Annotated in this window: 11 protein-coding genes; 6 read left to right on the top strand and 5 right to left on the bottom strand. The window is 57.2% G+C overall.

Translation table 11 applies throughout. The features are described 5' to 3' along the window. Window positions 1–87: 87 nt before the first annotated feature. From topA to ACOCF6_RS08025, 3 genes are read left to right on the top strand one after another with little or no spacing between them, the layout of a single operon-like run. Window positions 88–2,412: a type I DNA topoisomerase gene (gene topA, locus ACOCF6_RS08015; RefSeq protein WP_482459859.1), complete on the top strand. Its 2,325-nt coding sequence runs from the start codon at window positions 88–90 to the stop codon at window positions 2,410–2,412. Beyond that, complete coding sequence (gene trmFO / locus ACOCF6_RS08020) at window positions 2,409–3,719, top strand: methylenetetrahydrofolate--tRNA-(uracil(54)-C(5))-methyltransferase (FADH(2)-oxidizing) TrmFO (RefSeq protein ID WP_482459860.1); 1,311 nt, start codon at window positions 2,409–2,411, stop codon at window positions 3,717–3,719. The genes topA and trmFO overlap by 4 nt, the downstream gene beginning before the upstream one ends. Further along, window positions 3,700–4,572 carry an HhH-GPD family protein gene (locus ACOCF6_RS08025; protein WP_482459861.1) on the top strand — a complete coding sequence of 291 codons (873 nt, stop codon included), beginning with the start codon at window positions 3,700–3,702 and terminating at the stop codon, window positions 4,570–4,572. Before trmFO ends, ACOCF6_RS08025 begins: the two co-directional genes overlap by 20 nt. A 64-nt stretch (window positions 4,573–4,636) precedes the next feature. On the opposite strand, the gene ACOCF6_RS08030 is transcribed toward ACOCF6_RS08025, so the two are convergent. Beyond that, window positions 4,637–4,900 (bottom strand): cytochrome c3 family protein, encoded by a 264-nt coding sequence (locus ACOCF6_RS08030; RefSeq protein ID WP_482459862.1) that lies wholly within the window; start codon window positions 4,898–4,900, stop codon window positions 4,637–4,639. A gap of 294 nt (window positions 4,901–5,194) precedes the next feature. On the opposite strand from ACOCF6_RS08030, the gene gspG reads away from it, so the two are divergent. Further along, on the top strand, window positions 5,195–5,635 hold the full coding sequence (gspG, locus tag ACOCF6_RS08035) for a type II secretion system major pseudopilin GspG (RefSeq protein ID WP_482459863.1): 441 nt from the start codon (window positions 5,195–5,197) through the stop codon (window positions 5,633–5,635). A 140-nt stretch (window positions 5,636–5,775) separates the two neighbouring features. Continuing rightward, window positions 5,776–8,433, top strand: a complete 2,658-nt coding sequence (ppdK, locus tag ACOCF6_RS08040; RefSeq protein ID WP_482459864.1) for a pyruvate, phosphate dikinase — start codon at window positions 5,776–5,778, stop codon at window positions 8,431–8,433. Window positions 8,434–8,513: 80 nt separating this feature from the next. Here ppdK and amrA read toward each other — a convergent pair whose 3' ends face one another. Genes amrA through ACOCF6_RS08055 form a run of 3 tightly spaced genes read right to left on the bottom strand, consistent with a single transcriptional unit; the run spans window position 8,514 to window position 10,145 of the window. Continuing rightward, complete coding sequence (amrA, locus tag ACOCF6_RS08045) at window positions 8,514–9,062, bottom strand: AmmeMemoRadiSam system protein A (protein WP_482459865.1); 549 nt, start codon at window positions 9,060–9,062, stop codon at window positions 8,514–8,516. Window positions 9,063–9,074: 12 nt separating this feature from the next. Next, on the bottom strand, window positions 9,075–9,581 hold the full coding sequence (gene def, locus ACOCF6_RS08050; protein ID WP_482459866.1) for a peptide deformylase: 507 nt from the start codon (window positions 9,579–9,581) through the stop codon (window positions 9,075–9,077). Between the two features lie 3 nt (window positions 9,582–9,584). After that, window positions 9,585–10,145, bottom strand: a complete 561-nt coding sequence (locus ACOCF6_RS08055; protein ID WP_482459867.1) for a glycine cleavage system transcriptional repressor — start codon at window positions 10,143–10,145, stop codon at window positions 9,585–9,587. A 119-nt stretch (window positions 10,146–10,264) separates the two neighbouring features. On the opposite strand from ACOCF6_RS08055, the gene ACOCF6_RS08060 reads away from it, so the two are divergent. Then, window positions 10,265–12,277 carry a molybdopterin-dependent oxidoreductase gene (locus ACOCF6_RS08060; RefSeq protein WP_482459868.1) on the top strand — a complete coding sequence of 671 codons (2,013 nt, stop codon included), beginning with the start codon at window positions 10,265–10,267 and terminating at the stop codon, window positions 12,275–12,277. A 12-nt stretch (window positions 12,278–12,289) separates the two neighbouring features. Here the strand turns inward: ACOCF6_RS08060 and ACOCF6_RS08065 are convergent, their stop codons facing one another. Further along, complete coding sequence (locus ACOCF6_RS08065) at window positions 12,290–12,613, bottom strand: hypothetical protein (RefSeq protein WP_482459869.1); 324 nt, start codon at window positions 12,611–12,613, stop codon at window positions 12,290–12,292. Window positions 12,614–12,731: the final 118 nt, after the last annotated feature.

Consider the following 12,731-nt stretch of genomic DNA (forward strand, 5'->3'; position numbering starts at 1 on the left):
AAACCGGATACGTGCGTTAACGAAAATATTTTCTGTTAAAAACCACAGAAAATACTTTCTAACTTACTAATAAGGACTCTTTTACTTATGTCGAAAAACCTTGTAATCGTCGAATCCCCCGCCAAGGGGAAAACCATAGAAAAGTTCCTGGGCCCGGACTATAAAGTCCTGGCTTCGTTCGGTCACGTACGCGCCCTGCCAAGCAAGCAAGGCTCCGTTGACATCGATAAGGGCTTTGAACCCAAATACCATGTACTCCCGGAAAGCAAAAAGCATCTCGATGCAATCAAAGCAGCGCTCAAGGGGGCAGATCAACTGCTGCTCGCAACTGACCCCGACCGCGAAGGGGAAGCGATCTCCTGGCATCTGCTGGCGGCACTCGGCCTGGACAAGAAAAACCCCGGCATAAAAATTCAGCGGGTTGAGTTTCACGAGATCACCAAAGACGCTATTCTGCACGCCGTACAAAATCCCCGCGATATTGCACTTGATCTGGTGGACGCCCAGCAGGCCCGTTCGATTCTGGACTATCTGGTCGGCTTCAACCTGTCGCCGTTTCTCTGGAAAAAGATTCGCTACGGCCTGTCGGCCGGTCGCGTCCAGTCAGTGGCGCTGCGTTTGGTGTGTGAACGTGAGAAGGAGATCCAGGCCTTTATCGAGCAGGAGTACTGGACCATCGTCGCCCGACTGGGTGTGGCCCCCGGACAGGAGTTCAAGGCCGGATTGGTGGATGTGGGCGGCAAACGGCTGGGCAAGTTCGACATCCCCGGCGAAGAGATTGCCGCCGGCCTGAAAACAGCCCTCCAATCGGGCAGCTACCAGGTAGCCAAGATCACCAAGACTGAGAAGAAGCGCAACCCCTCCCCACCGTTCACCACCTCGACCCTGCAGCAGGAGGCCTCACGAAAACTGGGTTTCTCTGCCAAAAAGACCATGTCCACCGCCCAGAAGCTGTATGAAGGCATTGATATCGGCGAAGAGGGCACAGTCGGTCTGATCACCTATATGCGTACCGACAGCGTCAATCTTTCGGCCCAGGCGCTGACCGAGGCCCACGATGTCATCTCGGCGGCCTACGGACCCGAATACGCCCTGGCCAAGCCGCGTATTTTCAAGACCAAGACCAAGAACGCCCAGGAGGCCCATGAGGCCGTCCGGCCGACCTATATTGCCAAGACACCGACCGAGATGAAGAAGTATCTGACCCCGGACCTGCACAAACTCTACGAACTGATTTGGAAACGTACTGTGGCCTGCCAGATGTCCGAAGCCCTGCTGGACCAGACCTCCGTTGACATCAGCGCCGAGCTGGCCGCTGCACCGGCCTCGGGACCGTTTGCCGGCGCCAAACGCTGCGGACTGCGTGCCGCCGGCACCGTCATCCGTTTTCCCGGTTTCATGAAACTGTATATCGAAGGAGTGGATGACCAGGATGAGGAAAAAGAGGGTCTGCTGCCCGCCATGACTGAGGGCGCCGCGCTGAAGATGCACGAGATCCTGCACGAGCAGCATTTCACCCAGCCACCGCCCCGCTATACCGAGGCGACTCTGGTAAAAACACTGGAGGAGTACGGCATCGGCCGCCCCTCAACCTTCGCCTCGATCATGAATACGCTGGTGGAGCGCAAATATGCCCGTCTCGACAAGAAGCGCTTCTTCCCTGAAGACGTGGGCATGGTAGTCAGCGATTTGCTGACAGCCCATTTCCAGAAATATGTCGATTACAACTTTACCGCCGGACTGGAAGAAGAGCTGGATCAGGTTTCACGCGGTGAAAAGGAATGGAAACCGCTCCTGAAGGAGTTCTGGGAACCGTTTATAGCCCTTCTGAAACAGAAAGAGGGAGAAGTCAACAAGGCTGACCTGACGACCGAAGCAACCGATGAAGTCTGTCCTGAATGCGGTAAACCGCTGGTCGTGAAACTCGGCAAGCGCGGCAAGTTCATCGCCTGCTCCGGTTTCCAGGAAGGGTGTAAATACACCCGCAATGTTGCTGGCGACAAGGACACCGAAGCCAGCGAACCGGTTGTTTCCGATGAAAAGTGCGAAAAGTGCGGTGCTGCCATGTTGATCAAGGACGGACGCTTCGGCAAATACCTGGCCTGTTCCGGCTACCCGGCCTGTAAAAACATCCAGCCCCTGATCAAGCCACGGGGGACAGGAGTAGTCTGTCCCGAATGCAAAGAGGGTGAACTGACCGAGAAAAAATCCCGCTACGGCAAGATGTTCTACTCCTGTAACCGCTATCCCCAGTGCAAGTTCGCTCTCTGGGATCCACCGGTTGAACGGGCCTGCCCGAAATGCGGCTTCCCGCTGCTGGTGCAGAAAAGCCTCAAGCGCGAGGGCGATTTCGTCAAGTGCCCCAAAGAAGGGTGTGATTTCAAAGAAGGCGGCAAGGTGAAAACCGTTTGAAAACACTCACTATTATCGGCGGCGGCCTGGCAGGCTGTGAAGCGGCCTGGCAGGCCGCAGAGCGCGGCGTAGAAGTTACACTCCACGAGATGAAACCGGAAAAACTCTCTCCGGCCCACCATCTGCCCGGTCTGGCCGAACTGGTCTGCTCCAACTCCCTGCGGGGCGATTCGCTGGATAATGCCGTCGGGCTGCTGAAGGAGGAACTTCGCCGCTGCGGTTCACTGATCATGGCAGCGGCCGAAGCGACCCGCGTGCCGGCCGGCGGAGCCCTGGCCGTTGACCGGCTGCTGTTTTCCGAGTATGTGACAGCCAAGATCAGCTCCCATCCGCTGATTCATCTCAAACCGGGTGAGATCGGGCAGATCCCCGTTGACGGCAGCGTTATCATCGCCTCCGGTCCGCTGACCAGCGACGCCCTGGCTGCTTCTCTGGCAGGCCTGACCGGTGACCGCCTCTATTTCTATGATGCCATTGCCCCGATTGTTGCCGCTGATTCCCTCGACATGACCAAGGTCTTTGCAGCTTCCCGCTACGGCAAAGGGGATGGAGACGACTATCTCAACTGCCCGCTGAATGAGGCCGAGTACCTGGCCTTCGTGGCCGAACTGGTGGCCGCCGAGAAGGTAGCAACCCGTGATTTTGAAAAGATTGTCCATTTCGAGGGGTGCATGCCGGTGGAAACCATGGCCGAGCGGGGTGTTGAGACGCTGCGCTTTGGGCCGATGAAGCCGGTCGGCCTGGCCGATCCCCGTAGCGGCGCAGAGCCGCATGCCGTGATCCAGCTGCGGGCCGAGAACCGTGACAAGACCATGTACAACCTGGTCGGCTTCCAGACCAAACTGACCTGGCCGGAGCAGCGCCGAGTATTCAGGATGATTCCGGGACTGGAAGGTGTCGAATTCATCCGGCTCGGCTCGATGCACCGCAATACCTTTATTAACTCGCCGGCACTCCTGCTGCCGACCCAACAGCTCAAATCCGACCCGCGGGTGTTTTTTGCCGGCCAGATCACCGGAGTGGAAGGGTATGTCGAATCGGCCGGCAGCGGCTTTCTGGCTGGCATTACCGCCGCAGGTCTGATTGCTTACGGGCAGACGCCTACCGTCCCCCCCCCCGAAACGGCCCTGGGGGCCTTGATGGCGCATATAACCAATGCCGATGCCCGCCATTTTCAACCGATGAACATCAACTACGGTCTGTTTCCTGACCTGCCCGGGCGGGTGCCAAAAAAGGAAAAGCGCCAAAGACTGGCAGAACGGGCCTTACTTGCGTTGAATGAATGGCGTGCAGCCCTTGCAGCTTGATCCGGCCGAACTCACCCGTTGCTACCAAAAAAACAGTGACATCGACGCGGAAACGGTCAAGGCCTTCCAGCACCTGATATACACCCATTACCAGGCAACTCCCCGCCCCATGCCATGGCGTGACACCCATGACCCATATCGCATCCTGATTTCAGAGATCATGCTCCAGCAAACCCAGGTGGAACGGGTTAAGATAAAGTACAACGAGTTCCTGGATGCCTTTCCAACCTTGCTTGACCTGGCCTCTGCCCCGCTGGTGGATGTGTTGAGGGTCTGGCAGGGATTGGGCTATAACCGGCGTGCCATTGCCCTCAAGCGCTGCGCCGAAGAGATCGTGAGCCGTTTCAGCGGTCGTTTTCCATCCGCAATCCCGGACCTGGAATCTCTGCCCGGAATCGGCCCCTACACCGCCCGGGCAGTTGCCGCATTTGCCTTCGGCATCGCTGAACCCTGTATAGAAACCAATATCCGTACCGTGTTCCTGCATTACTTTTTCCACACGCACGACAGCGTCAGTGACAGTGCGATCATGCCGCTGGTGGCCGCAACAATCGACCACAGCAATCCCCGCGAGTGGTATTATGCCATGATGGATTTCGGCGTTATGCTCAAACAGCGCTACCCGAATCCGGGGCGTCGCAGTCGTCATCATCTGCAACAGTCCCGCTTTGAGGGATCGAACCGCCAGCTGAGAAGCCGCCTGCTGCAGGCAGTGATTTCGAATAGGGGGATTACGGCCGCGGAACTAACCGCGCAGCTGGGTGCCGAGCAGGAGGATGTGGAGAGGAATCTGGCCGACCTGACGCATGAGGGCTTTCTGTATCAGTCAAGCAGAGGTTACATCGTTAAATAACTGCACCAAAAAGGGGTAGCGCTTTCGCGCTACCCCTTCTGATCACACACTTATCAGCGGTGTCTTATTTGTGGCACTCTTTGCAGGAAGTAGGACCTTTTTTCCCTTCAGCGTGGCAACCCTTGCAGGTCTTGTGAGCAAAATCCTTACCGAATCCCTCAATTTTGCCGCCAGTTGCAGCAGCATGACACTTGGTACAGTCTTTCAGGGACTCCTGATGGGCCTTGTGATTGAACTTGACACCTTTCTTCAGTTCGATGACATCTCCAGCGAAGGCGGTACCGGCAAATGCGGCCAGGGCAAACAGAGCGATAACAGTTTTTTTCATTTTGTACTCCTTTTTTTTGAGGTTTCTGCCCGAAGGTCAGGATAGTAAAGCTCATCATAGCTTTGAGTTTGATTATACACATCCTGTGCCAAACGAACCAAATCTGCAACAGGGCAATATTCAGCCACTATTTTATTTATTATCGATTCTGCTACCCGGACAGCACCTCAATTGAGGTACAGGATATTTCTTTTGGGACAGCTCCGCGTAAATTGAAATCCCTTGTCCATGTCTGACCCTTCATGTAACATTCACTGCATATACAAAATCAAACCGTAGGGAGGATGCTGCGCAATGAAACAACTCAACAACAGAAACGGTTTTACACTGATCGAGATTATGGTGGTTATAGTCATTCTTGCGATGCTGGCGGCACTGGTCGGCCCCAAGCTGATGGGTCGAACCGATGATGCCAAGATCCAGACAACCCGGACACAGATCGGCAACCTGGAAACAGCACTTAAATTCTACAAGCTGGATAACGGCGTGTACCCCAGCACCGAGCAGGGCCTGAATGCGCTGGTCACCAAACCAACGGTAGGTGTCATACCGAAAAGTTACAAGGATGGCGGGTACCTGGAGAAAAAACAGGTTCCCAAGGATGGCTGGGGCAACGACTACTTGTATGTTTCACCCGGAGAGCATGGCGATTATGATCTCTTTTCCTACGGAGCCGACGGGGCCAAGGGGGGTGAAGGCAAAAACTCCGACTTGAACAACTGGGATACGAAATAGAGGAAAGCCCCACTTTATTGTTGTTATTTTGAAAATCTGCGCTATAGTCTTCCACTGTAACCCGTTATTTTTATTATGAATAAACGTTTTTAGCGAGTGTAAACTGCACAAGCGTTATCTACTACAGAGGAGGCAGCACAATGACGCAGAAGTTCGTGTATTTCTTTGGAAATGGCCAGGCAGAAGGTCGGGCCGATATGAAAAACCTGCTGGGCGGTAAAGGGGCCAATCTGGCAGAAATGTCCAGCATCGGTCTCCCAGTCCCACCCGGTTTCACCATCACGACCGAGGTCTGTACCGAGTTTTACAAAAATGACCAGAAATATCCCGGATCATTAACGGCTGAAGTTGCCGCCAATCTGAAAAAGATCGAAGAGTTGATGGGCAAGAAGTTCGGTGACCCACAGAATCCCCTGCTTGTGTCAGTCCGTTCCGGTGCCCGGGCCTCCATGCCGGGCATGATGGATACGGTTCTCAACCTCGGCCTCAACGACACCACCGTCCAAGGCATCATCGCCCAGAGCGGTGATGAACGCTTCGCCTACGATGCCTATCGCCGCTTTGTGCAGATGTATTCCGACGTGGTCATGGGCATGGAAAAGGAGGTTCTCGACCACCTGCTGGAGCAGAAGAAAGAACAGCGGGGTGTCCACCTGGATACCGATCTGACCGCCGCCGATTGGAAGGATTTGGTAGCAGTTTTCAAGGCCACCATCAAGCAGGAGCTGGGACAGCCGTTTCCCGAAGACCCCCAGGAACAGTTATGGGGTGCCATCGGCGCTGTTTTTGGTTCCTGGATGAACCAGCGCGCCATCACCTACCGCAGACTGAACAATATCCCGGCCGAATGGGGTACCGCCGTCAACGTGCAGTCGATGGTATTCGGCAACATGGGCAACGATTGCGCCACCGGCGTAGCCTTCACCCGCGACCCTTCCACCGGTGAGAATTATTTTTACGGCGAGTTCCTGGTGAATGCTCAGGGCGAAGATGTCGTGGCCGGTATCCGCACCCCCCAACCGATCAACCGGGTTAAGGACAAGGACGGCAAACTGCCCTCAATGGAAGAGGTCATGCCGGAGTGCTACGGACAGCTGGTCAAGATTCGCGACATTCTTGAAAAACATTACAAGGACATGCAGGACATCGAGTTCACCATCGAGACCGGCGTGCTCTACATGCTGCAGACCCGCAACGGCAAGCGTACTGCGCCGGCTGCCATAAAAACCGCTGTCGACATGGTCCGGGAGGGGTTGATCGACGAGCGGACCGCGGTCCTGCGTGTCGCCCCCAGCCAGCTTGATCAACTGCTGCATCCGTCGCTTGACCCCAAGGCACCCAAGAACATTATTGCCAAGGGTCTGCCCGCTTCACCCGGCGCGGTCTCAGGAACAGTAGTCTTCACTGCCGACGAAGCCGAATCCGAGGCTAAGATCGGACGTAAGGTTATCCTGGTGCGCATCGAAACATCCCCCGAGGACATCCACGGCATGCACGCAGCCCAGGGCATCCTGACCGCTCGCGGCGGCATGACATCCCACGCAGCTGTCGTTGCGCGGGGCATGGGCAAATGCTGCGTTGCCGGATGCGGCGACATCAAAGTGGATTATTCCGCCGAAACCTTTACCGCCAAGAACGGTGTCGTCGTCAAGAAGGGTGATACCATCACCCTGGATGGTTCCAATGGTCAGGTCATATTGGGAGCGGTTGCAACAATTCCGGTAAAACTGACCGGTGATTTCGCAGCCCTGATGACCTGGGCGGACTCGTTCCGCACCATGAAGGTCCGCACCAATGCCGACACGCCCCATGACTCCAAGGTGGCCCGCGAATTCGGCGCCGAAGGGATCGGCCTGTGCCGTACCGAACATATGTTCTTCGATGCCGAGCGCATCGCGGCAGTTCGCGAAATGATCCTGTCCGAAGAAGTCGAAGGCCGGGAACTGGCTCTCGCAAAGATCATGCCCATGCAGAAGGGTGACTTCATCGGCATCTTCCGTGAAATGAAGGGTCTGCCGGTCACCATCCGCCTGCTCGACCCGCCACTGCACGAGTTCCTGCCCCAGGAAGAGAAGGACATCGAGGATCTGGCCAGGACCATGAAGGTCACGGTCAACTCCGTCAAGCACAAGATCGAGCTGCTGCACGAATTCAACCCCATGCTCGGACACCGCGGCTGCCGCCTGGGCATCACTTACCCCGAGATCTATGACATGCAGGTGCGGGCCATCATGGAAGCGGCCTGCGAGCTGGTGAAAAACGAGGGTTTCAGCATCGTACCGGAGATCATGATACCGCTGATTGCTACAGCCAAAGAACTGCAGGTACTGAAACAAAACGCTGTGGCCATCTGTGAAGAGGTTATCGCCCAGTATGGCGTCAAACTGGAGTACCTGATCGGCACCATGATTGAACTGCCGCGCGCTGCACTGACTGCCGACGAGATCGCCCAGGAAGCGGAATTCTTTTCTTTCGGCACCAACGACCTGACCCAGACCACCTTCGGCCTCTCCCGCGACGATGCCGGCAAGTTCCTGCCGTTTTACGTGGAGCACGGCATTCTGGAGGAAGATCCCTTTGTCTCCCTGGATCAGACCGGGGTCGGCAAACTGGTGAAGATGGCCTGCGAGCTGGGCCGGAGCACCCGTCCCGGCATAAAACTCGGCATCTGCGGCGAGCATGGCGGCGACCCGGCCTCCGTCATCTTCTGCCACAAGATCGGACTGGACTACGTCTCCTGCTCGCCATTCAGGGTGCCGATCGCCCGCCTGGCTGCAGCCCATGCCGCGTTGGCCTGATTCTGCTGCTCTATAGAATGAATAAAGGGTGGACCGTTCCCGGTCCACCCTTTTTTCCACCTATACTTGTTGAGAGCGATCTATTTTTCCCCGAATACCTGGGCGCTGAAGATGTAGATTTCGCAATCCTTCTCCCAGGCATTCTCAGGAAGACCGGCCTTGAGGCAGGTATGTTTCAGAAACATCTCCCGATCCCAGCCGTATTCGGTCGCAACCTGGGGCAACAGCACCCCCCGGTAGCTTTTCTTGACTATGAACAGCCCATGTCTGCCGACAACGATCTCCTCCACGGTTTCAACCTTCTCAAGCGGGGAGAGCACGGAAATCTCCAGGTCAAAATCAGCCAGATCCGGCTCTTTCATGGGATAAAAGCGCGGGTCGTGGGTCGCGGCAGAGACTGCCATTTCCTGGACCAGCTGATACAGCGGCTTTTCCGAGATGAAATTGCCGATGCAGCCCCGCAGCTGCCCGCGCTGTTTGATGGTCACGAAACAGCCGTTTAGGGCCTGCAATCCGGCAGAGGCTGGCTCGATCACCGGGATCTTTCCGCTGGCAATGTACCCGGCAATAGTCGCCCGGGCGATTTTCAGCAGTTCCTTCTGTTCCTTTTTTGTCAGCAGCTCTGCCACGTTCACTCCATCTCAGATATAGTTTTTTCTCCTGAACAACCCCGTTTTGATACTCACAATGCGATCAAGAAACAGGATCCCGTCCAGGTGGTCCATCTCATGCTGGATGGCAACCGCCTCAAAAGCGCTGGCCGCTATCTCGCGTTGACTGCCGTCCGGTTCAGAGAAGCGGACCGTGATTGCCGTGGCCCGTTCCACATCGCCGGTGTAATCCGGCACACTCATGCATCCCTCGCGCATGATTGCCGCGCCATCACGCGCCACTATCTCGGGATTGATCATGCAGAGCTGGCCGTGGTGATTGTCTTTGCCCTGACGGCTGGCCGAGACATCCACCACGCAGACCCGCAGGGTGACACCGATCTGCGGCGCGGCTACGCCCACCGAGCCGGGGCCGGCATGCATGGTGTCCAGCAGATCGTTGACCAGGTTTTGAATTGCTGCATCTATGTTTTCCACCCGATGGCAGACCTTTTTCAGAACCGGGTGGGGATAGCGCAGGATCGGTTGATTGGGCATAGGTCAGAAGGCCACCGGCGTCACGATACGGACAACGATCTCCACGTTCAACTCCTTTTTCAGATCTTCCAGCAAGGTCTCAAGACCCTCCGGGGTCTGTCCTTCAGGGATGGCCGCTTCCAGCATCATGACGTAGACCGGCTCCTCGGCAGTACCGATCAGCTTGGTGTTGAGGTCCATGATATTGACCCCCAGTGCCGCCAACTCACGGGTGACGCGGTAGACGATGCCGGGCTGATCGGCGCCATACACCGAGATCATGCAGATCTCCCCTTCGGTCTCCTGACGGGTGATCTCATCGGCATGCAGGGTCCGCACCGCCAGTGACATGCCCAGGCCTTCACAGGCTGGCTTCAACTCGTCGTGCAGTCGTGTCTTGCTGAACGGGCGCGGGTGAGAAACGATCAGGATCATGGCAAATTCGCCCGCCAGCATGGTGCAGCTGGAGTCGGCTATATTGCAGCCCAGGCGGAAGAGCACCTCGGCAATACCGGCCACGATGCCGGTACGATCCTTGCCGACCACGGAAACGGCGTAATGCAGGGTTTCTGGCTGCTGCGTCATGGATTCCTCCCGCAATGCGGATATTCTGTCTATGTGGTTATCATCATTCGTTTTCATCTGCAATTATTTTCTTGTTTCGGGTATAGTGCCCGTATGCCAGTTCAGAAAGGAATCCCGCCATGAGCCACGGTATGTTCCGCTCCGTCTGCCCCTATGACTGTCCCGACACCTGCGGTCTGCTGGTTGAAGTTGAGAACGGTCGCGCGATACGCGTGGCTGGTGACCCGGAGCACCCGATCACCCGCGGCCTGCTCTGCCCCAAGATGCTGCACTATGAACGCACGGTGCACTCCCCCCGCCGTCTGACAACACCCCTGCTGCGGAGCGGCCCCAAGGGCTCGGGCAGATTTACTCCGATCAGCTGGGCCGAGGCGATCGAACAGGTTTGTTCTCACTGGAAACGGTTAATTTCACAGCATGGCAGCGAGACGATCCTGCCCTATTCCTATGCCGGTACCATGGGGCTGGTGCAAAGAAACAGCGGCCATCCTTTTTTTCACAGGCTGGGCACTTCTCGGCTGGAACGGACCATCTGTTCGCCGGCCAAGGATGCCGGCTGGAAGGCGGTCATGGGCGAGACCCCGGCCATGGATCCAGCTGACATGGAGCAGAGCGACCTGGTCATCCTGTGGGGCATCAACGCGGCGGCCACCAGCATCCACGCCATGCGCGACGCCCAGACGGCCCGGCGGCGCGGGGTTACAGTCTGGGCTATCGACACCTACCACACTCCAACCTGTGACGCAGTCGATGAGGCCTTTATCGTCAGTCCGGGCGGCGACGGCGCCCTGGCGCTGGGCATGATGCACGTCTTGGTGCGGGAGCGACTGACTGACCAGGAGTTCATAACGGCCAATGTATTCGGATTCGACCAACTGAAAGACACCATATTGCCTCAATGCACACCGGAGCTGATGTCCCCGCTCTGCGGCCTGACGGTCGGGACCATCGAGCGCCTGGCGCGGACATATGCCGCAGCCAGGGCACCCTTCATCCGACTGGGGAGCGGCCTGACCCGCTACGGCAATGGCGCCATGACGGTCCGCAGCATCACCTGCCTGCCGGCCCTGACCGGCGCCTGGCAGCGCCCCGGGGGAGGGGTGTTTCCCGGTACATCAACGGGTGCCGCCTTTCCCATAAGCAGCGTGACTCGCGAGGATTTCATGTCCGCTCCCACACGGCTGGTCAGCATGAATCAACTGGGCCGGGCACTGAATGATGCAACCGATCCGCCGGTGAGCTCGCTGTATGTCTACCACTCCAACCCGGCCAGCATCGCCCCCGACCAGAATGCCGTCATCCGCGGACTGGAACGCGACGACCTGTTCACCGTGGTGCACGAGCGCTTCATGACCGACACGGCCCGCTACGCCGACATCCTGCTGCCGGCCACCAGTTCCCTGGAGCAGTCCGACCTGTACCGCAGCTACGGCAGCTATGTCAGCCAGCGCTGCGACGCCGTCATCCCCCCGGTGGGTGAGTCAAAGAGCAATTGGGAGGTATTCAGCCTGCTGGCCGGGGGCATGGGCTGGGACGAACCGTTCTTCCGGCAAACCGCCGATGATCTGATCGAGCAGCTCCTTCATCCTGAATCGCCTTGGCGGGACGGGGTAACAACCAACCGCCTGCGCCACGGCAAACCGGTATATCTGACTCCGCCCGTTGATCCAGAGCAGCGCTGGCAGACCCTTTCGGAGCTGATCGAGATTCTGAATGATCGCGAGGCTGAGCCGCTGCCGCGGCCGCTCCCGACCCACGCCGCAGCTGATGGCTTCCCGCTCAGACTGCAGCCGGCCACGACACCCTTTGCCCTCAATTCCAGCTTCTACGAGCAGGATGATCTGCGTGCACGCCAGACGTGCCTGCAGCTGATGATGAATCCGGCCGATGCCGTGACTCGCGGATTGATTGAAGGACAACAGGTGTTTGCATACAATCAACAGGGTGAGGTTGGTTTTACCTTGAAGGTCTCGGAGCGGGTTCCGGTCGGGACAGTGGTGACAGAAGGGGTCTGGTGGAGCGAGTTCATCCCCGGCGGGCGCGGGGTAAACGCCCTGACATCCCAGCGACTGACGGATGGCGGGCGGGGAAGTACCTTGTATGATGTGACGGTGGAGGTGCGGGGGAAGTAGTGTTCAGGACTGCTACTCGCCATCCTCGCGGTCAACAGACTCCATATCCCGCCGCTTGCGGCGCAGCCACAGCTGCAGCGCCAGATCCACCAGGACCAGACCGCTGACGGACAGCAGATAGGCTGTTCGCCCCTGAAAGTACCCCAGGCAGTTGAAGAACATATAGAGTGCCACGACCGCCGGCAACAGCCCCCGTGTGGTGCGGACCCCGGCCTCGACAGCCTCCTGCTCGTCCATGCCGGCCAACAGGCGCGGCGCCAGATGGTAACCGATGGCCGTATCTACCAGCACCAGCACGGTATTGATAATGAAAATTGGAAGGTGGTACTGTTCCACGTTTGATTCCCCTTGTCTATTTAGTAAGTTAGAAATTATTTCTTGCGCTTTTTGGCAAGAAAATAATTTCGTTAACGCACTTATCCTGTTTATCAGGGCTGGTCTGCAAGCAGTTTAA

It is taken from the genome of Geobacter psychrophilus (genome assembly GCF_056821595.1).